This is a genomic window from Microvirga sp. CF3016, assembly GCF_036314085.1.
Lineage (GTDB): Bacteria > Pseudomonadota > Alphaproteobacteria > Rhizobiales > Beijerinckiaceae > Microvirga.
In genome coordinates this window covers 81674-101455 of sequence record NZ_JAYGGM010000005.1, presented here as the reverse complement: position 1 = coordinate 101455, position 19782 = coordinate 81674, and the positions used below count along the sequence as shown (strand labels likewise).

The following is a 19782-nucleotide window of genomic DNA, read 5'->3' as shown; positions in this document are numbered from 1 at the left end:
GAGCGACAAGAGGCGGGGAGCCAGGAATGGGATACCCGATGAACCGGCTCGCCGCTCCCGATGCTCATTGACGGGCTGATGCCCACTTTCAGGATCAGGCGGCTCGACGCGTGAAGTGGTTCGGCCCGACTTCGACGATGCGGTCCTGGAGGTGCCGGGCTTCCCTGCGAATGGCCTCGACCGCGTGGGGGTCCAATCGGGCGTCCGGATTGTCGAAGCGGATTTCGGGATTGGGCACGGCCGACAGAAGCAGGCGCGTATAGGGATGCTGCGGATTGGTCAGCACCCGGTGAACATCGCCCCACTCGACGATCTGGCCCGCATACATCACGAGAATGTCTTCGGCGACATAGCGAGCAGTTGCGAGATCGTGCGTGATGTAGAGCAGCGCGACCCCAAGATCTCGCTTCATGTCGTTGAGCAGGTTCAGGACCCCTAAGCGCACAGACACGTCCAGCATGGATGTCGGCTCGTCCGCGACGATCACCTGAGCGCCCATGGCGAGCGTCCTGGCGATGTTGATGCGCTGGCGCTGCCCGCCGGACAGCTCATGCGGGTGCTTGCGTGTGACCGCGCCGGGATCGAGCTCCACACGGCGGAGAAGATCGGCGATCGTCTCGTCCACCGCACCGCCCTTGAGATCCGGCTGGCCGAGCGCGAGCGGACGCCGGATGATGAAATCCACCGTGTGGGCGGGATTGAGCGATGCGAAGGGATCCTGAAAGATCATCTGGACTGCACGCCGGTACTCCTTGAGGCCGACGGCTCCCGTCGCGTTCAGGTCCTTTCCGCGAAACAGGATTCTTCCGCTGTCCGGCCGATACTCGCGCATGACAAGACGCGCGCAGGTGGTCTTCCCGCTTCCGGACTCGCCGACCAGCGCCACGGTCCGGCCGGGGTGCAGCGCGAAGGTGATGTCATGAGCTGCCCGCACGGCCTTCCCGCTATGACCAAAGCTCTTGCTCACCTGTTCCAGTGCGATGATCGGCTCCTGAATCATCCCGATGCCCTTTCCAGCCTGACTGGATGCCCGTGCAGCGACGGGAACGAGGCCCAGAGCTGTTTCGTATACTCATGCTGGGGCCGGTGATAGATTTGTTCCGACGTGCCCTGCTCGACCAGATTCCCGCGAAGCATAATGCCAATCCGGTCGCAGAACTGCACCATAAGCCCGAGATCGTGGGTGATGAACAGGACCGAGAACCCGCGGCTGCGGCGCAACTCGTCGATCCTCTGCAGGATCTCGCGCTGGACGACCACGTCGAGCGCCGTCGTCGGCTCGTCCATTACCACGAGTTTCGGGTCCAGGGCCATGCAGATGGCAATGACGATGCGCTGGCGCATGCCGCCGGAGAACTGATGCGGGTAGTCACGCAGGCGCTCAGGCGGGATGTCGACGAGCCGCAGCATCTCGGCCGCGCGCTCCCGCGATTGCTCCTTCGAGTAGCCACGATGCCGCTTCAGCAGATCGTGAAACTGCGCCTCGACTCTCAGGACGGGATTGAGAGAGTTCATGGCGCTCTGGAACACCATCGCGACTTTACTCCAGCGGAATTCCCTCAAGGCCCTGTCGTCGAGATCGAGGACGTCCTGCCCCTCGAACAGAATCCTGCCCCGGCGGATGAGGGCCGGCGGCTTGTGCAGGCGGTTGATCGCGTAAGCGATCGTGCTCTTGCCGCAGCCGGATTCGCCGGCAAGGCCGAAGACCTCCCCGGGCGCGATATCGAAGCTGACATCGTCCACCGCCCGGAAGTCGGCTTCCGCGCCGATGTAGTCGATGGTGAGATTCTGCACCGAAAGAAGAGGATCGGCTGTCATAGACGGCCCTCCCCACGTCGCATCAGCAAGGACCAGCGCGACAGGGTGTTGCCCGTGCGCAGGCGCGGATTGGCGACCTCGTCGACGGCGAAATTCAGGAGCGACAGGCCCGCGCCCAGGGCGATCAGAGCGAAACAGGGGCTCAGGATGTCCCACCAGGCTCCGACCTGCAGAGCGGACGCGTTCTGGGCGTTGAAGAGCATCATGCCCCAGGAGACCGTCTTGGGATCGCCGAGCCCGAGGAATTCGAGGGTTGCCTCCGTAATAACGGCAAAGATCACGCTGCCCACGAAGTTGATCCCCACGATGGAGATCACGTTCGGAAAGATCTCGAACAGCATGATGCGCCAGGACGGCTCGCCCAGCATCTCGGCCGACTTCACGAAGTCCTTCTGCTTGACGGACAGAGTCTCGGCGCGCGTGACGCGCGCGCCCCAGGCCCAGGACGTGGCTCCGAGGATCAGGGCGATCACCCAGGGGCTCGCCTGTCCGATGAAGGCTGCCAGAACGAGAAGCAGCGGCAGGTTCGGCACCACGAGCACCATGTTTGTGAAAAAGCTGATGACCTCGTCCGTTCGCCCGCCTTTGTATCCGGCAAGGATCCCGAAGATGGTTCCGACGACGGTGATCAGCAGCCCGGCGCCGAAGCCGACCGCCAGCGACGTGCGGGCTCCGTAAAGAAGACGGGCGAACACGTCCTGACCGATGCGGGTCGTTCCGAGCCAGTGGTCCCAGCTCGGCGGCTGATGGGGACGCCCTACGCGCCGGGTCGGATCGTATTCGGTGAGCCAGGGCGCCGCGATCGCCAACGCCACGATGATCGCGACGATGACGAGCCCGGTCAGCGCCTTCCTGTTGTGCGCGAAGCTTTTCAGAACGGCTCCCATGTCAGGCGCTCCGCAGGCGCGGATCCAGCAGGACGTAGCTGATATCCACGATGAAGTTGGCCGTGAGCATGGCAAGCGTCATGATCAGCAGCTGCCCCTGGATCACGGGATAGTCCCGGGCGAGGATTGCCTGATACAGGGTGTTGCCGAGCCCGGGATAGTTGAAGACGACTTCCGTCACGAGGGAGCCGCCCAGCACGGTTCCAATGGCGATGGCGAGGCTGCTCACCGTCGGCAGAAGGGCGTTGCGCGCGGCATACCAGAACATCACGCGGCTGTCGGACAGACCCTTGGCACGGGCCATGACGATATAGTCCTCGCCCAGGAGATTGATCATGTTGTTGCGCATGGTCACGAGGAACCCGCCCGTCAGCACGGTCGACAAGGTCAGGACCGGCAGGATGCCATGCCGGACGACGCTGGAGACATATTGCCAGGAGAAGGCGGGATCCAGCGCAGGGTCGGCCGCGTAGCCGGTCGGAAACCAGTTGAGCTCGAAGCCGAAGAAGAACAGGGCCACGAGGGACAGGACCATGGCGGGCATGGATGTCGCCATGATGGCGCCGACGGAGAAGACGACGTCGAAGGTGCTCCCCCGCCGCCAGGCAGCCATGATGCCGAGCACCGTGCCGAGGGTGAAGCTGATGAGCGTCGCGGTTCCCATGAGGCCCACGGTCCAGATTAGCGCGCGGCCCAGCAGTTCCGTCACGGCGAGCGGATAATACTTGATGGATCGGCCGAGATCGCCCGTGAAGACGCTCTGGAGATAGGTCAGGTATTGCTGCCAGAGAGGTCCGTCGACGAAGCCGAAGGTTAGCTTCAAGGCTTCGAGATTCTCCACAGAGAGATCGCTCCCCGCGCTCGAGAACATGATCTCGATCGGATCGCCAGGCATGAGCCTGGGCAGGAAGAAGTTGACGGTCGCAGCAGCGAGAAAAGCCGCGAGATAGAACCCTAGACGCCTGAAAAGAAATGCCATCGAAACCTCAGAGCGGGGAAGCGGACGGGCCGCTTCCCCGTTGCGCTAGATTACTTCACCGGCTTGAGCGCCAAGAGATGGAGCAGCCGGGCCGGGTTCTGGCGCGAGATCGTCGGGTTGACGAAGGGGTTCTCGCCGCTGGCCCAGCCCGTGAAGCGCTTGGTGTTGTACTGGTACCAGGTCGCGCTGTTGTAGACCGGGAAGATCGGCAAATTCTCCGCGACGATCCGCTGAGCGGAGTTCATGATTGTCTTCTGCTGGGCTTGATCCGGCGTCTGGGCGAACCTTGCCAGGAGGCCTTCGAGCTCTTCATTGAACCAGCGCTGCGCCGTAAACCGCGTCTTGCCGGCATCCGCCTTGGTGAAGGCCCGCTGATAGAGATAGTACGGCGAGGCCGCCACCGAGATGCTGTTGATGGCGGCGTCGAAGGATCCGCTGATCAGGTTCTGCGACCAGACCGCCTCCTCGGGCGTGCCCATGCTGGCATTGATGCCGGCTTCGCGCATGCCTTCGATGGCGATCTGGACCGTGTCGATCCAGTCGCTCCAGGAATTCGGCACGATGATATTGAAGGCGATCGGCGTACCGTCCGGATTGTCGCGGAAGCCATCCTTGTTCTTGTCCACGTATCCGGCCTTGTCGAGGAGCGCCTTGGCGCCATCCAGATCGTAGGTCGTGTACTTGCTGAACTCGGCCTTCACCTTCGGATCGAGCCACATCTTGTAGACGTCCCCGAAGGCCGTCGGGTCCTCGTTCAGCGTCGGGTAGCCGTATCCCGCCACGTCGACCATGGCCTTGCGATCAAGCGTCATGCTGACCGCGCGGCGGAAGTTGAGATCCCTGAAGGCCTTGCGGTTGTTCTCGTTGGAGGTTTCCTGATTGAACAGGAATTCCACCATGCTGCCTGCCACGTACCAATACCTGTGGTGCTGCGGGTCCTTGGCGACGAAGGTCTTCTCCACATCCGGCAGGAAGGCGACGCCCCAGTCGAGCTGTCCGCTGGCGGAGGCGGCCAGGATCTGGTTGTTGTCGGCAAGCTGCGGGAAGCGCATGCAGTCGACGGATAGACGTGTTGAATCCCAGTAATGCAGATTGCGGCACTGGTCGTAGGTTTGCGGCGTGAACCGCGTCACCTCCGTCATAGGGCCGCTGCCGACCGGGTTCTCGTTGGCGAAGGTCACCGGCTCGGTGATGCCCTTCCAGACATGCTCCGGCACGATCGGCAGGGCGATGAGACGGTCGACTGCGAGCGCGCTGGGCTGGCGGAGCGTGAAGCGCACGGTCTGCTTGTCGACTTGCTCGACACCGCTGATGAACTGCCAGATCGAGACGAAATCCAGAGCCGGATATTGCTTGATGTAATTGTAGGTGAAAACGACGTCGGCTGCCGTCAGCGGCTGCCCGTCGGACCACTTCAGGCCGTCGCGCAGCTTGAACTCGATGCTCTTAAGATCCTCGGCAAGCTTGTAGCTCTCTGCGAGGCGATAGTTCGGCTTGTTGTTGTCGAGACGGTTGAAGACGACCAGGGGCTCGTAGATGAAGTCGAGCGTGCTCTGCCGCGCCGATGTCTGATTGAACGGGTTGAAGTTGCGCACCCAGGTGGTCGCGGGCTCGATGTTGACCGTGAGCACGGTCTGGGCGGCGGCAGGGAGCGTCAGGGCTCCCAGCATGGTCATGGCCAGAAGCGCGGAAAATGGTTTCATTGCAGTTCCCTCTTTTTATTGAACTTTTTACGCACGCGGACAGCACTCCTACAGATGCCGGGAGAAGATTTCCTCAACCTCCGCATGAAGCTGGTGCACATCGACCTTGAGCGAACCGAGGCGTCGCTTTCCGGCCTCGATCCGCTCCAGGGATTGTTGCGACAGCGGGCGGGCAACCCTTGCCGCCGCGAGGCTTTCCGAGGTCGTGCCATGGCTGTGCAGGGCAATGTCGCATCCGGCATCGAGCGTCTGGCGCACGCGCTCAGGCAGCGGTCCGCGTAGCGATTCCATGAACAGGCAATCGGAGATGAGCACGCCCTGATAACCGAGCTCGCCCCGGATCACGTCATTGCAAATGACGGGCGAGATCGAGGCCGGCTGCTCCTCGTCATAGGCGGAATAGACCACATGGGACACCATGGCCCAAGGGGTGTCGATCAGATCCAGGAACGGCTTGAAGTCCGTCGCAGTAAGGACGTCGCGGCTTTCGAGCACCACCGGCCGCTCCTTGTGGCTGTCGGTCGTGGCGCGCCCGTGGCCGGGGATGTGCTTCATGATGGGCAGGTTGCCCACCTCGAGCAGACTGTCGACCACGACGCGGCCGAGCGCGGCTACCCGCTCCGGGTCCGGGCCGAACGAGCGCGCCCCGATCACGGCGCTTGTCGTGTCGAAGACGAGATCGAGGACGGGCGAGCATCCGCTCGTCAGTCCTAGCTCTGTCATCATGGTGCCCATGGCGTGCGAGGAGAGGCGCAAGGCGTGCTTGGCGAGATCCATGTCACGATCCGCAAGTCGCGAGAAATCGCCGAAGGAGCGGAACAACGGCCACGGGCCGGCATCGAGATGCTGCACGCGCCCTCCTTCCTGGTCGGTGAAGACCGGCGCATCGTCCCGTCCAACCGCCTCGCGGAACTGCTCCACCAATGCCTTGACCTGATCCGGCGTCTTCAGGTTGCGGCGTCCCACGAAGAGGCCGTACGGATTCGTCTCACGGAACAACGCGACTTCATCGGCATCGAGAACCGGATTTGGAATGCCGACGAAGAGAGCAAGTGGAACGTTTTGGGACATGAGACTCTGCGTGTTTGAGTGAAAGGTCTTTGGAGGCAACGCCGCCTATGTCACGACCGCCGGCCTTGGCGTTCGCAGCATGTCGGCGTAGATCCCCTTGCCCGAAACCGGGATCTCGATGGCGCCGACAGCGTCGATATAGAAACGGGCGGGGCCGGGATCGCCGATGACCGCATAGGCATAGCCCATGGCCTTCATGGCGAGGAGCGTCCGGTGCAGCAATGCGGCGCCGATCCCCTGCCCTCGAGAAGCCTCCGCCACCCCGGTGGGTCCGAAGAACCCGCGCGCAATAGCATCATAGCAGGCAAAGCCGACCAGTTGGCCGTTGCTGAGGGCGATGAGGCAGGAGGAAGGCTGGCGTCCGATGGCGATTGCGGCTTCGCTCGCCCAATTCTCGCTGAAGTGCCGCTGGATCCAAGCCACGACGATGTGCCGTTCCGGAGCGAGGACCGGCCGGATTGTCAGATCCGTTCGCTCGGTGCGCTGCCCGAGCCTTTCAAGGCCCGGATCGTAGAGACTGACAAGCAGGTCACCCATGCATATTCCATAAATACGAAATATCTATTTTTATAGTGTACTATATTTGGGTCATCTCCTCCCGTTCCGTCAAGCATGATCTCCGTCACGGTCGAGATGGTCCTTGTCCAGGGCGATCAGGGGAGCGTCCACAAGCCTTCCACCGAGCCGCATGGGAACAAGAGGGCTTTGCAGAACTTCTAGCTTAGGGCCATGATTGCCATGACCTCAGCCGGATCAGGCACCGGTTTGGATCGAACTGCAGGTGATCAGAAATCCCCTTGTTACTGACGGGATCGCTCCGAGGGATAAGTTCCTTAGAGGTATTGCGCGGAATTCCGGCGATCTCAATGATCCATTTCAGGCATTTGCAATGCTCGTCGCCGCAAAGGTATTGGGCGAACAGGTATTGCCAAGCTTATGATCGGACATATTTCGTGATTGGTTCACCTGTGTTCATCTCAGGTACGATACAAGAGGTGTGGTCGAACGTATTGCGCAAGCAACCTGCCGAGCTGACTTTTGCTTATACGCTCCAGTCCCGCCCGGATTAACTGGTGGTCGGCTGAATTGCGGAGACGATTGAGAATGAAGGTATCCTGGCGGCGACCCGTCCTCATCGCGATTGCGAGCTGCGCTGCGGCAATTCCCCTGCGGGTTCAACTTGAATTCGGACATGGATCGAGCGTGCCCATTCTGAACGAGGCGGCACTCGCAAAGGGTGGCGACGGTTCAGGTAATAATGGCGGGGGCAACGGGAACGGCGGGAACAGCGGCGGCAAAGGCGATGGCGGAAACGGCAACGGCGGCGCTGGCGGCCAAGGCAATGGCGGTGGGAACGGCAACAACGGCGGCGGAGGCAACAAGGGAGGCACAGGGGACAGCGGCGGCAATGCCGGTGGCCGGGGAAATGCTGGGGGGAATGGCAACGGTGGCGAAGGCAACGGTGCCGGGAAAAGCAATGGCTCGTCGGGCGGTGATGCGGGCAATGGCCACGGTGGCGGCAAAGGCAACTCCAATGGTGGCGGGCTTGGCGGCGGAATAGGCGGCGGAATAGGCGGCGGAGCCGGCCGCGGAAACGGTGGAAGTGCCGGAGGCGGCCTCGGCCGAGGCGATGGTGGCTCGGGCGGTAGCTCAAATGGCAATGTTGGACGCGGTAACAGCGCCGGTGGCGGCGTTGGCAGCGGTGCTGGCGCCAGCAATGGCAACAGCAATTCCGGCGGCAACAGCGGCCCGGCAAATTCGGGCAATAGCGGAAAAGCCGGTTCCAACGGGGGAGCGAATGGAGGCGTGGGCGGCAGCAAGGGCCATTCGCAAGCTGGTGGACTCGGCGGCAACAAGGCTTCGAGCGGCAAGCCCCCGCAAGCCGCTGACAAGACCCAGGGGAGCAACGGTAAGGCACAAGCGAGCCGCAGCAAGGCCGCTGGCGCTGCTCCTCAGCGGTCCGGTCAAGTTAAGGCTGCCGCACAACCGCAGGCAGCGAAGGCTGCTCAACCGGCCAAGGCTCGGCTGGCACGAGTCATTCCGATTGTTGAAGAGATTGATCGTCGCCCCAAACCACGGAGATCCACTCGCTCCATCGTAGCGTCGGGCCTATCCCAGGCAGACCTGGATAAGCTGGCGGCAGAAGGCTTTCGCGTCGAGGCCCGCACCCAAGGTAGTATTGCGCCCCAGGTAGTCCGGCTGCAGGTTCCAGCGGGTGTCTCGGTCGCGCGGGCCCGAGAGTTGGTCCGGCTGGCCGATGCTCGAGCGTCGGTGGATTTCGATCAGTTCTACTACCTCGATGAACATCACGCCGCCTGCACGGGTGTCGAGTGCCAGGTTCCCTCCCCCGTGAACTGGGCCTCGCTCGTAAATTGGTCGGACGCCGACTCGCCCCAGTGCGGCCCGGCCCCCCTGATCGGCTTGATCGACACCGGGGTGAATGTCGAGCATGCGGCTCTGAAGGGCCAAGCTGTCGAGGTCATATCCCTGCCTGAGCGCCGCGCCATGGCTTCGCTGCAGGATCACGGCACGGCCATCGCAGCGCTCCTCGTCGGACGGCCGACCAGCCAGACGCCCGGCCTCCTTCCGGGAGCCAGGATCGTTGCGGTTGACGCCTTCTACCGCGATGGCGGCACGGCTGATCGGACGGACGTGATGACGCTTGTGGCCGCCATCGAAGCGCTGGCCGAGCGCGGAGTGAGGGTCATGAACATGAGCCTGTCGGGACCTTCCAATGAGGTTCTACAGAAGGCCATTGCGGCGGCCCAGGCCAAAGGCATCGTGATCGTTGCGGCGGCCGGCAACAACGGAGCCGGTGCCGAGCCTTCCTATCCGGCTGCCTATCCGGGCGTCGTCGCCGTCACCGCCATCGACAATGATTTGAACGTCTATCGGCGCGCCACCCGTGGCCCCTATGTCGATCTGTCCGCTCCTGGGGTGAATGTCTGGACGGCCTCGGCTAAGGGCAGCGCGATGCTGAGAACAGGAACATCCTATGCAGTTCCCTTCGTATCGGCTGCCGCAAGCCTGGCGCTCGCATGGAATCCGGCATTGGACGCCAAAGCGGTTCAATCTCAGCTCGAAGCGCACACACGCGACCTTGGTCAGCCGGGTCGCGATCCGACCTTCGGCGTCGGCCTCATCCAGATGTCAGGCCTGTGCAAGCAACCGGTGGCAACTCCGACAGTCGCATCCGGTCCTGAGCCATCGTCTGCAGCATCCTATCAGGAACAATTTGTAGATATGCCTTGATTGGCGTCCGGTCGCCCGATTGGACCGCGGTCGTCCGAAGCTGCTCGGCTCACTGAGGAACGCGGCAATGATCGGCGCGGGCGACCCCGTTGCGAGCAGTCAGGAATCGTCATCCGTATGGCCCGCTGGATCAGCTTCAGTTCCTCCTGCAAATCCGTGAGGCGCTGGAGCAACTCAACATCCGTCAGTCCTCGGATGGAGCACTCGTCACATTGCCCGAACGCCCGGATTTTCCGCAGGATGGCTGGCCCGATGGAAGGCGTCGCAAGCCATTGGGCATCCGTGATCTCGGCCACCTGTTGGTGACTGGGACAGCGTCCTTCGAACTCATTCCGAATGACGCATTGCAGCCTCGGAGAAAACCGGTTCAGGGGAAAGGGCTCATCCGGCGACATGTGTTCTGCTCCTGGCTGAAGCGGACTTCTATCGCAGGTTCCAATCTTGTCTCCCCGGAGGCAGAATGAAGGCCAAGCCTAGGCATTCTTGCCGACCTATACCTATGGGTCGGGAGTCGAGGTACCGAATTCAGCGTCGCTGCGGGGCGCATTCGGAAGCTGACGGTCAAGGGATTCACGGTATCGGAGGCAGCCGCGGAGGAATTGCGGCCATGCCGGGACCCTGATGTCATCCGGTATCGGTTCGGGCAGCAATGCCCATAACTGCGGATGATGCCAACAGAGTTCGTGACCGCTGCTGTCGCGATGCGCGCGGATGCCATTGCGGAGCCGGACCACCTCCGCAATGAGGGCTTCCCGTGAAAGGTCGGTAAGATCGTCGTCCATGTTAGCCTGCCGACGTTGTTCAAGCCAAGGGTCGTAACAGCCCAATGCGACCGAAGTCGTTCGTCCGCCATGGTGATCGGCTACGACGACGACCGAGAGCGAATCCATGTCCTGGCCGACCGTTCACGCGGCGGCCACCGAGCGTTCACAGGCCGAGACCGAATGGAGCTCCGTCCTATTGTTCAGGCACGCGCCTGAAGCTCAGGCCTGGTGCATTTCTGGAATTTTGATGTCTGTCTCGGCAACGACGCAGGTGATCCCGCTTTTCGCTTCCTGAATGCGATATTGCGGCTCGTAGGAGGTCTCGGGGATCAGCTGAACGATGTAGTACACGTGATGCCGGTCCTTGCGGGGACTCGCGGGCACCACGGCTTGACCAATCTCGAACTTATGGCGCATGGGGCACCTTTCTCCAGCTTGACCATTCCCCCGCCACCCCGACGTCATGATTGCATTCGATCGTAAAAGCTTATGAGCGAACCGGAGGTTCCTTGCCGCATGAAAGAACACCAGACTCAATCCTACATTCGCGGAAGAGATCACCGGCGACGCCGCATGCCGACAGCCTCAATAGGGTAAGAAGTTCTAAAAAGAGCTGAAAAGCTTATCGCCCCGACCTGGAATGCATCCGGAGTAATTGAGTTACCGACAGGCCTGTTGCTTAGTCGATGCGAACGAGGAACGGCTAACGGCCGATCGAAAGGCGTGGGAACAAAGGGGCATGCTCATTGTTGGTAGCCGGGTTGTAGCCCAGCCAAGTTTGTACGTTTGGGCATGCATTGCCGGCTGTTCTTTGCCGGCTAGCCGGTAAAGATTTCCAAGTCGCTAAGCTTACCCGCCTTGCGCAGGGTCGGAGCAGTCACGCATATGGTCGTATCTGACAGAGCTTCTACATTCGGGAGCTTCTTCCTGGGTGGCTTCGAATGTTCAAGCCACTGGCGAAGTGACGGCCGCAGGCTAGACCTCCTGGCGAGCACGCAACATGACCGGCTTGCGGCGATGGATTACGAGCTTCTCGCACGGCATGGCATACGGGCTGTTCGAGACGGCTTGCGACGGCATCTGATCGAGAAGAGGCCCGGCTACTACGATTGGAGCAGCTTTCCACCGATGCTGCGGACCTCTGAGGCTGTCGGTAAGCGCGTCATCTGGGACCTGTGCCATTACGGCTATCCCGACGATCTCGACATCTGGTCGACCGCCTTCATTGATCGGTTCGCTCGCTTCGCTTCCGCGGCAGCCCAATTGATCAAGGAAAAAAGCCGCCATGTACCCGTGTATTGCCCCGTCAACGAAATGTCGTTTTGGGCTTAGGCCGGCGGCGAGGCCGGTCGCTTGAATCCGTACTGTCATGGTCGGGGCGTCGAGCTCAAGCGCCAGCTCGTGCGGGCTAAGATCGCCGCCATCGAGGCGATTCGAACGGTTGACCCCAGAGCCCGGTTCATCACGGCGGAGCCCCTGATCAATGTGGAAGCCGGACTTGGTGACGAGGAGCATGTCAGAAGCGCACAAGCCTACCAGCAGGTGCAGTTTGAGGCCCTCGACATCCTGTGCGGTACCAAGGAGCCTGAACTTGGTGGCGCGCCGGACTATATCGATATCGTGGGGCTCAACTATTATCCTGATGATCAATGGTATCATGGCGGGTCGACGATCCCCATGGGCCATCATGCCTACCGGCCTCTGCACACCCTGCTGGAAGAGGTGCGTCTGCGCTATGGACGCCCGCATCTCATCGCGGAGACCGGCGCCGAAGGTTGCGGTCGATCCTCCTGGTTTCATTACGTCTGCTCGGAGGTGCATACCGCCCTGGATCCGGTGTGCCGATCATGGGCGTCTGTCTTTACCCGGTGGCCGACTACCCTGGCTGGGATAACGAGCGGGCCTTCCTGAAAAGATGCTCCGATCATCATTCTGGACGAGGCGACCTCGGCGCTCGACACGGAATCCGAGATGGAAATCCAGCGCGACCGCCACTGGATCAGGTGGCCGGCGCCAGGAGGGCACGGGTCCAAAGTCGTGGAGGCCACCCGTATCGAGATTCTCGAGCACGTGCAGCACCACGAGCATCGCCTGCCATTCCTCGGCTAGAGCCACCGCCCTGTCGGTGGCGCGGTCGCAGCGGGCGCTCAGGTCCGTCGCAAGGAGGATGGTCTTCGGGAGGCCGATCATTGAGACGGCCATTGATGTCGTTCCTCCTGAATGGATCTTATCCCAGCATCCGAGCCGTCCGGCTTTGATCCGCTGAACAGGCGTGCCTTCGCGCGCTCGCGGACGCTCTGGACCATCACGTACAGCACCGGGATCAGCACGAGACCGATCACGGTCCCGACCAGCAATCCGCCGAACAGGGTCATGCCGATGGACCGGCGGCTGCCCGCCCCGGCGCCGGTGGCGATCACAAGCGGGATGACGCCGAGGATGGACGCGAACGCCGTCATGAGCACCGGACGATAGCGTTGGCTCGTTCCTGCCGTCGCGGCCTCGCGGATGCCCATCCCCTCCTCGCGCCACGCCTTGGCGAACTCGACGATCAGGATCGCGTTCTTGGCCGCGAGGCCGATGAGCAGGACAAGGCCGATCTGGGCGTAGACGTCGATGGCGATCCCCGCGAGCGCCAGGCTTGCGAGCGCCCCCAGCGCCGCCACCGACACCGACAGCATCACGGCCACCGGCACGCTCCAGCTCTCGTACTGGGCGACCAGGAACAGGTAGGTGAAGACGATGCCCATCACGAGGACAATGGCGGTCTGGCTGCCGGCGTGCCGCTCCTGCAACGCAAGACCCGTCCACTCGAAGCCGAAGCCTGCGGGCAAGGTTTCCTGCGCCACGGTTTCCATCGCGGCGAGCGCCTGCCCGGTGCTGGTGCCCGGGGCCGCTTGGCCGTTGATCGAGGCGGCATTTGGCAGCTGCACGTTCACGAAGAGATAGCCGAGATCCTCCGACGGGATGAACCCAGTGGGCAGCTGGCGGAACAGGCCGTAGATGCCGCCGAAGATCGCGAGCACCAGCACCGAGGCCAGCACGAGCTACCGTCCGAGGCGCGCCAGCAACCCGAGATACCAGTTGCGGGAGGTGTCGAGCGCACGGTTGAACGCGCCGAACACCCGGCCGCGGTTCTCGATCGGCGGATGCAGCAGCAGCGCGCACAGCGCCGGGCTGAGCGTGAGGGCGTTGATGGTGGAGAACGTGATCGTGACCAGGATGGTGACGGCGAACTGCCGATAGAGCTGGCCCGTAATCCCGGCCAGGAAGCCGATCGGCACGAACAGGGCCGCGAGCACCAGGGTGGTGGCGACGATCGGGCCTGTGACCTGCCGCATCGTGCGGCGGGTGGCCTCCGTGACATCGACGCCCTCCTCCTTCATCACGCGCTGCACGTTCTCGACTACGATGATGGCGTCGTCGACCACGAGGCTGATGGCGAGCACGATGGCAAACAGGGTGATCGTGTTGGCGGAATAGCCCAGCAGGTAGAGCACCGCGAAGCCGCCGATGAGCGAAACCGGGATCGTCAGAGTCGGGATCAGCGTCGCGCGCCAGCCCTGGAGAAACAGATAGGTGACCAGCACCACCAGCACGAAGGTGATCATGAGCGTGACGATGATCTCGCGGATCGTCTCGCTCACGAAGGCGGTGGTGTCGAACACCACCGTGTAGGCGAGATCCTCCGGGAACTGCGTCGAGAGGCGCTGGATCTCGTCCCTCACTGCCCTGGACACGGCCAGGGCGTTGGCGTCCGGCGACTGGTACACGACCAGGGTCGCGCTCGGCTGCCCGTTGAACCGGGAGGTGGAATCGTAGGACTGCGCCCTGAGCTCGACCCGGGCCACATCCTTCAGCCGCACGATGGCGCCGTCGGGGTTCGTGCGCACCACGATGTCGCCGAACTCCTCCGGGGTCGCGAGGCGCCCGCGGGCCATGACGGTCATCTGGAGCTGCTGGCCTGGCTGGGCCGGCGCCGAGCCGATCAGGCCAGCCGAGGCCTGGGCATTCTGGCCCTGGATCGCCGCCGTCAGGTCCGAGGCCGTGATGCCGAGCGCCTGCATGCGGTCCGGGTTCATCCACACCCGCATGCTGTAGACCGGACCGAAGATGCCGGCCTCGCCGACGCCGGCCACGCGGGCGAGCGCGTCGTTCCCCTCGATGCCTTGGTGCGGATCTCATCGAACCCGTTCTACCCGTACATCGAGCGCAGGGTGGCCGAGACCATCGACAGGGCACCGTACCGGACACCCTGATGCCGCGGAAGGCGACAACTGCCGCTCGTGACCGGACGTCAGTGGTACAGGAACAGCAGCACCGGAGCGGCATGCGACACGGCGCGTGCAGGATCCGAAGATCTCGCGGATGCCGCGCGTGCCGTAGGTTCCCATGGCGATCGTGCCGGCGTCGAGCGCCCCTGCCGTCTCGAGGATGGCATCCTGCGGCGTGTCAGCGGCGCCTGGGGCAGTTTTACCCCAGGCTTCCGGCATGAGCAGCACGGAACGGGGCTCCTCTCGGGTGATGCGGTCAACGCACAGCGGCAACGCGCGGATCTCGCCGTCCACGTCGAGCATGCTCTCGCGGCCCAGGACGACGTGGTCGTGGTCGACGGCCGCATGCCGGATCGGAGAACGAGAGGGCCTGCACGAAGGCCTGCTTTCGGCGAGCGAGACCAGACCCCGCTTCGGCGGCCTTGAGGCCGGACGGTGAGCCCAAGGGTGACCAGAATTCGGCGCAGCCTCTGAAGTTCCCTTGCGTGCTCATGCCTTAGCTCATTCAGTCGTCGCGCCCGACCCCAAGGTTCCATAGCCCTCGAGAGGCTGCCCAGTCAGTTGCTCCTTCTATGGAGGATCGCTTTGGGTCAGGAGCCGAGATTTCCTGCGCCTTCGGAACGTCCGGTTCGATGAGGATTGCTGCCCTTCGGCCAACGTCTCAGGAGTGCCATATGCGGTCGCTTTAGCTCGCCAGTGGAGCGTTGACTGAGCATACGACGCCTGTCTCAGAAAACTCGATCTGCACCTCGCCCGCGAGTTCCTGAGCCAGACTGCGCTCGATGAGCCGCGTGCCGAAGCCCCGGTGAACGGGCCTCTGGACAGGCGGTCCCTCCGTCTCCTCCCACACTAGGCGCAATCGCGAGGGAGTGTTCGTACCATACAGGGTCCAGTGTACCCTGATCTGCCCCGTTGCGTTGGACAGTGCCCCATATTTCACGGCATTCGTCACCAGTTCCTGGAGCGCCATCGCAAGCGGCAGCGCCATGCGCGGCGGGACCTGTACGCTCGGGCCCTGGACGTGGATGCGGTTCTCCCCACGGCTACGGTACGGCTTGACAGCTTGTGCAACAATGTCGTGAAGAGCGACATGCGCCCAGCTGCGGTCGGTCAGAACATTGTGAACCTGCGACAGCGCGATGAGACGGCTCTCGATGGCGTCCGACGCGTGGTCAAGCGAGGGCGCATTCCGCAGCGTTTGCGAGGCGATGGACTGCACCGTCGTCAGAGTGTTTTTCACCCGGTGATTGAGCTCGCCGATCAGAAGGTCCTTCTCCCTCACGGCCGCTCGCAGTTCGTCCACAACTCGCAGGCGCTCGATGGCCGCGCCAAGTAGATTGGCGTAGCTGCGGAGGAACTCGATGTCCGATTGCGTGAAGGCCCGGGGTTCGCGGCTGTCCACCTGAAGGACACCAAAGGGCGGACGCCCCTTGCTGCTCAGCACGAGCACGTTCACGAACGCCTGGACCCCGTGCTCCTTCATGAAGTCGTGGTACTCGAAGCGATCCTCCTCATCGATGGTCGCAGAGATGACCGCTCCCTCCTTGAGAGTCAGCCCCTCCGGTGAGTTCTCGGCCGCCGTGACGGTCACCTCTCCGATGATCCCTGGTCTCCACCCGACGCCCGCGCGAACTACGAAGGTCCGACCGTCAGGCAGGAGTTCCATGAGCTTGGCCAGGTCGGTTTCGAGCGCCCGGCTTATGAGCTCGCAGGCCCTATTAAGGATGTCATCGATGGTCTCGGACTTGAGCGCGAAGTCCCCGAACTCTGCCAAAGCCCTCTGTTGCTCCAGCAACTCCTCCTGGTCGGTGTCATTTTGGTTAGGCATCTCGTCGAGCTTCGCCGTGGTAAGAGGGTGTTCAATTCCCCAAAGGTTCCAGGGTTCCGGATGCCTAACGTGTTCCATGGAAGCATTGCATCGCCGTCACCGACAGGAAGGCTCCCTGGGACCACAGACAATTCTCCGCGAATTGCCTTTATGGAACGCGACACGCTCGATGGGATGACTTGGTAGTCCATGGAGGCACTCTATGCGACGGGAGGATCATGAAAATTCCAGTCGTAGAAGATGATGCCTTCGTCCGCGTGGTAGCCGTGGCGGGGCGGGACAAGGCCGGCAGTGGAAGGTTAAGTGTGGTGTTACGATGCTAAGTAACGTGTCTAGTCAGTCACCTTCAGAGAAGCAGCAAGGGTACGGTTCCTGCTGTGGGCAGGTCTGTGGCAGCGGCCCGCTTGTTGAAGCATGTCAGCGGTTCGGATTGGCCCTGCCGATCCAGTTCCTCAGCCACCATAGCCAAATGAGAAGGTACCTGTGTCCTGGTCCAGAATGGCCTCTATCTGCTTGATCTGCCTAAGCCAATGTGCGGTGTTTGCCAGCGTGTTCGTCCTTGGGCTACCCTCCAGCATGCTACGAGAGAGAAGGCCCATTTGCGACGGCTCGTTGTCATCTCTAATCGCGTAACCATCCCAGATGCCACCGGAAAAGCCGCCGCCGGTGGCTTGGCCGTGGCCCTGCACGAGGCCTTTCAAGCTTATCAGGGGCTATGGTTCGGCTGGAGCGGTAAGGTTTCAGCCCATCCGGCAGCACAGCCCAAGATTATCGACAAGGGGCAGGTGCAGTATGCCGTCATGGACCTGACTTCGCTCGACCGGCAGGAATACTATAACGGCTTCGCCAACCGGGCCCTCTGGCCGATCATGCACTATCGGATTGGTTTGTCTGAATTCTCACGGGCTGACTACGCAGGATACTTGCGGGTCAATCGCAGCTTCGCGAGTGCACTAGCCCATCTCATCAAGCCTGACGATCTTGTCTGGGTTCATGACTATCACCTCATCCCCCTCGCGAGCGAGCTGCGGGCGGCCGGGATCACCAATCCGATTGGATACTTTCATCACATTCCCTGGCCCGCTCCTGAAGTGTTTGGAGCTCTTCCAGGCAGCACAGAGCTCCTGCGCGTCATCCCGGACTATGATCTTGTAGGCGTGCAGACAGAGCGGGATGCCGACAACCTCCGGCGCAGCCTCGTCCAGGAACTTGGCGCCATCCACCGCCGGGCGGATCTTCTCGACGTCGGAAGCCGACGCGTCCGCATCAAGAGCATTCCGATCGGCATTGACGTGAAAGGGTTTCAGCAAGCGGCCCAACGCTCTGGCTCGAGCCGGCTTCTCAAGCAGACGATTGCTGGTCTTGGAACCCGCAAGCTGATCATCGGGGTTGATCGGCTGGATTACTCAAAGGGGATCCCTGAGCGCATGGAGGCGTTTGAGCGCTTTCTCGTCAGCCATCCGGATCAGCGAGGACGGGTGACCTATCTGCAGATCGCCCCAACCAGCCGCAGCGAAGTGCCCGAGTACGCGACCCTCAGCCGAGTTGTGAATGAGACGCTGGGGCGGATCAACGGCTCCGTGGGTGAGCCGGGCTGGGTGCCGATCCACTATGTAACCAGCACCTATTCTCGTGCAGTCCTCGCTGGCCTTTATCGGCTGTCTCGGGTCGGCCTCGTGACCCCTATTCGGGACGGGATGAATCTGGTGGCCAAAGAATATGTGGCTGCCCAGGACCCGGAGGATCCCGGTGTTCTCATTCTGTCGAAATTTGCCGGGGCTGCTGAGGAGCTCACTGATGCACTCCTCGTCAACCCAAACGACAAGGTCGAAGTAGCAGAAGCTATTCAGCACGCGTTGCACATGAGCCGGGAGGAGCGGGTGGCTCGTTGGCAGGCGATGTTGAACATTCTGTGGGACTCCGATGTTGCACGGTGGGCGGCAGCATTTATCGACGATCTGGCCGGCCACAAGACAAGCAGAGCCCGCAGCAAGATTGCGCTAGCCAAGAAAGAGAACGATCATCGCTAGGAGCCGCACAAGGAGCACCGTTGGATTTGTCGCAACTCTGTCTTCCCAGCCCGGGCTACGGCCTGCGCATGCGGATCCATCGTTGAATGGGTTGTGATGGTGGACGTCCCCAACAGCCTCATATGAGAATGTTTAGGTCAATAGTTCACGCCTAGTTGTTCCCGGCGAACTCTCCTGCGGTTTCAGTAGAAACCTGATCATGTCCTTGGATCCGCGGATCAAGCCCATTTGCATCATCCGTGGCCGCATCGCCTCACCACTCGATACGTCTGCACCACAATCCCTCCTGCACAAGGGTACCGGGGTTCGGAAAAGTGGAACCATTCTCGGAATGGCGGCATGATTCAGCCTTGGCCATTGGCGGTCTGCTCGCCCGGATCCAACGAGGCTGATTGGTCAAAGGAGAGAGATGGCGCAACGGTCACTAAGACGGGATCAGGATATCCAGCTTTGCGACAGGTGCCGTGAGCACGTCGTTCTGAATTGGACCTGATCTGCGAACTCCCATCCGGACCCGCAGCATAGTATTGATCTTGGCCCGTCAGAATGGTCGACGCGGAGGGTGACTTTCATGAGGATTTGGATCCTCCTAGGGGAGGATCAGTGCCACGAAGATCGCCTTTGCGCAGCGTCGCTCGGATTGGCTTTACCGTCGATCCCGTCCACCGAAGAACAGACGTTCAAGCTCGGCTTGCCCTTTCTCGCGGGCTTTAGTCTCGGATGGGTGCAGCCGGTCGGATCTCTGGATCAGCCTGCCGCGCTCTCGAATGCTCCACTGAAAGTGGCCTGCCGGTTTCTCGCAGGGAAAGACCTCTAGTGAATAAGGGTACATGGGTTCGGTGTTCATGCAGAGCTTATGGCACGCGCGGGCTTCCCTGACCAGAGCGGTGATAGCTCGATGATCAGCTGGCCATAAAGGACGTGTCGTACGCTGAAACGTTGAGCGGATCTAACACGTTGTTTTGCATCCCACTTCGCACGTCGCTGGGTTCCATCGCAAGTTTGGAGTACCAGCGAATATACCGGAAAATCCGGGATGCGTAGCATTTACCCAACGAGCGGGCCCTTCAGTTGGGTTTAGGTGAGCGCATCGCTGGCCGCGGAAATTGGGGTCTAACTTTCCCGCACGATGCGCTAGATCTCTCTTCGAATTTCATCCGCTGCTAGCCGGATCCA

The 19782-nt window shown here is 61.9% G+C and carries 17 protein-coding genes and 1 pseudogene; 5 read left to right on the top strand and 13 right to left on the bottom strand.

Translation table 11 applies throughout. From position 1 onward, the window contains the following. Positions 1-94: 94 nt before the first annotated feature. From VB672_RS08880 to VB672_RS08845, 8 genes are all read right to left on the bottom strand, one after another. Positions 95-997, bottom strand: a complete 903-nt coding sequence (locus VB672_RS08880) for an ABC transporter ATP-binding protein (RefSeq protein ID WP_329784069.1) — start codon at positions 995-997, stop codon at positions 95-97. Further along, positions 997-1818 carry an ABC transporter ATP-binding protein gene (locus VB672_RS08875; protein ID WP_329783823.1) on the bottom strand — a complete coding sequence of 274 codons (822 nt, stop codon included), beginning with the start codon at positions 1816-1818 and terminating at the stop codon, positions 997-999. The genes VB672_RS08880 and VB672_RS08875 overlap by 1 nt, the downstream gene beginning before the upstream one ends. Beyond that, positions 1815-2705 (bottom strand): ABC transporter permease, encoded by an 891-nt coding sequence (locus VB672_RS08870; RefSeq protein ID WP_442931958.1) that lies wholly within the window; start codon positions 2703-2705, stop codon positions 1815-1817. Before VB672_RS08870 ends, VB672_RS08875 begins: the two co-directional genes overlap by 4 nt. Before the next feature lies 1 nt (position 2706). Next, complete coding sequence (locus VB672_RS08865) at positions 2707-3684, bottom strand: ABC transporter permease (protein ID WP_329783822.1); 978 nt, start codon at positions 3682-3684, stop codon at positions 2707-2709. Between the two features lie 50 nt (positions 3685-3734). Beyond that, the gene (locus VB672_RS08860; protein ID WP_442931956.1) at positions 3735-5387 is read right to left on the bottom strand and encodes an ABC transporter substrate-binding protein; all 1653 of its coding nucleotides are present in this window, start codon (positions 5385-5387) and stop codon (positions 3735-3737) included. A 48-nt stretch (positions 5388-5435) separates the two neighbouring features. Continuing rightward, entirely contained in the window at positions 5436-6458 is a 1023-nt protein-coding gene (locus VB672_RS08855) for a glycoside hydrolase family 3 N-terminal domain-containing protein (protein WP_329783821.1), read from the bottom strand. A 45-nt stretch (positions 6459-6503) separates the two neighbouring features. After that, positions 6504-6995, bottom strand: a complete 492-nt coding sequence (locus VB672_RS08850) for a GNAT family N-acetyltransferase (protein ID WP_329783820.1) — start codon at positions 6993-6995, stop codon at positions 6504-6506. 711 nt (positions 6996-7706) lie between these two features. Continuing rightward, the gene (locus VB672_RS08845) at positions 7707-7970 is read right to left on the bottom strand and encodes a hypothetical protein (RefSeq protein ID WP_329783819.1); all 264 of its coding nucleotides are present in this window, start codon (positions 7968-7970) and stop codon (positions 7707-7709) included. A 759-nt stretch (positions 7971-8729) separates the two neighbouring features. Here VB672_RS08845 and VB672_RS08840 point away from each other — a divergent pair. After that, entirely contained in the window at positions 8730-9710 is a 981-nt protein-coding gene (locus tag VB672_RS08840; protein WP_329783818.1) for a S8 family serine peptidase, read from the top strand. A 497-nt stretch (positions 9711-10207) separates the two neighbouring features. On the opposite strand, the gene VB672_RS08835 is transcribed toward VB672_RS08840, so the two are convergent. Together VB672_RS08835 and VB672_RS08830 are read right to left on the bottom strand one after the other, a co-directional pair. Continuing rightward, positions 10208-10492 (bottom strand): hypothetical protein, encoded by a 285-nt coding sequence (locus VB672_RS08835; protein WP_329783817.1) that lies wholly within the window; start codon positions 10490-10492, stop codon positions 10208-10210. 201 nt (positions 10493-10693) lie between these two features. Then, complete coding sequence (locus tag VB672_RS08830; protein WP_329783816.1) at positions 10694-10891, bottom strand: hypothetical protein; 198 nt, start codon at positions 10889-10891, stop codon at positions 10694-10696. A 468-nt stretch (positions 10892-11359) separates the two neighbouring features. On the opposite strand from VB672_RS08830, the gene VB672_RS08825 reads away from it, so the two are divergent. Next, entirely contained in the window at positions 11360-11806 is a 447-nt protein-coding gene (locus tag VB672_RS08825; protein WP_329783815.1) for a hypothetical protein, read from the top strand. A 21-nt stretch (positions 11807-11827) separates the two neighbouring features. Then, positions 11828-12385, top strand: coding sequence for a hypothetical protein (locus VB672_RS08820; RefSeq protein WP_329783814.1), 558 nt, complete (start codon positions 11828-11830; stop codon positions 12383-12385). Here VB672_RS08820 and VB672_RS08815 read toward each other — a convergent pair. Together VB672_RS08815 and VB672_RS08810 are read right to left on the bottom strand one after the other, a co-directional pair. Then, positions 12320-12664 carry a universal stress protein gene (locus tag VB672_RS08815; protein WP_329784066.1) on the bottom strand — a complete coding sequence of 115 codons (345 nt, stop codon included), beginning with the start codon at positions 12662-12664 and terminating at the stop codon, positions 12320-12322. The genes VB672_RS08820 and VB672_RS08815 overlap by 66 nt on opposite strands. Beyond that, positions 12661-14628, bottom strand: a pseudogene (locus VB672_RS08810) (efflux RND transporter permease subunit); the annotation flags it as partial. The gene VB672_RS08815 and the pseudogene VB672_RS08810, both read right to left, overlap by 4 nt. A gap of 132 nt (positions 14629-14760) precedes the next feature. Between VB672_RS08810 and VB672_RS08805 the strand changes: the two are divergent. After that, on the top strand, positions 14761-15174 hold the full coding sequence (locus VB672_RS08805; protein ID WP_329783813.1) for a hypothetical protein: 414 nt from the start codon (positions 14761-14763) through the stop codon (positions 15172-15174). A 259-nt stretch (positions 15175-15433) separates the two neighbouring features. Here VB672_RS08805 and VB672_RS08800 read toward each other — a convergent pair whose 3' ends face one another. Next, positions 15434-16576 carry a sensor histidine kinase gene (locus VB672_RS08800; protein WP_329783812.1) on the bottom strand — a complete coding sequence of 381 codons (1143 nt, stop codon included), beginning with the start codon at positions 16574-16576 and terminating at the stop codon, positions 15434-15436. Between the two features lie 599 nt (positions 16577-17175). Between VB672_RS08800 and VB672_RS08795 the strand changes: the two genes are divergently transcribed. Next, on the top strand, positions 17176-18606 hold the full coding sequence (locus VB672_RS08795) for an alpha,alpha-trehalose-phosphate synthase (UDP-forming) (protein ID WP_329783811.1): 1431 nt from the start codon (positions 17176-17178) through the stop codon (positions 18604-18606). Positions 18607-19782: the final 1176 nt, after the last annotated feature.

Coding starts and splice junctions, on each gene's coding strand:
- VB672_RS08875 (WP_329783823.1), bottom strand. CDS start 1,818: ATGACAGCCGATCCTCTTCTTTCGGTGCAGAATCTCACCATCGACTAC.
- VB672_RS08870 (WP_442931958.1), bottom strand. CDS start 2,705: ATGGGAGCCGTTCTGAAAAGCTTCGCGCACAACAGGAAGGCGCTGACC.
- VB672_RS08865 (WP_329783822.1), bottom strand. CDS start 3,684: ATGGCATTTCTTTTCAGGCGTCTAGGGTTCTATCTCGCGGCTTTTCTC.
- VB672_RS08860 (WP_442931956.1), bottom strand. CDS start 5,387: ATGAAACCATTTTCCGCGCTTCTGGCCATGACCATGCTGGGAGCCCTG.
- VB672_RS08855 (WP_329783821.1), bottom strand. CDS start 6,458: ATGTCCCAAAACGTTCCACTTGCTCTCTTCGTCGGCATTCCAAATCCG.
- VB672_RS08850 (WP_329783820.1), bottom strand. CDS start 6,995: ATGGGTGACCTGCTTGTCAGTCTCTACGATCCGGGCCTTGAAAGGCTC.
- VB672_RS08835 (WP_329783817.1), bottom strand. CDS start 10,492: ATGGACGACGATCTTACCGACCTTTCACGGGAAGCCCTCATTGCGGAG.
- VB672_RS08830 (WP_329783816.1), bottom strand. CDS start 10,891: ATGCGCCATAAGTTCGAGATTGGTCAAGCCGTGGTGCCCGCGAGTCCC.
- VB672_RS08825 (WP_329783815.1), top strand. CDS start 11,360: ATGGTCGTATCTGACAGAGCTTCTACATTCGGGAGCTTCTTCCTGGGT.
- VB672_RS08815 (WP_329784066.1), bottom strand. CDS start 12,664: ATGATCGGCCTCCCGAAGACCATCCTCCTTGCGACGGACCTGAGCGCC.
- VB672_RS08800 (WP_329783812.1), bottom strand. CDS start 16,576: ATGCCTAACCAAAATGACACCGACCAGGAGGAGTTGCTGGAGCAACAG.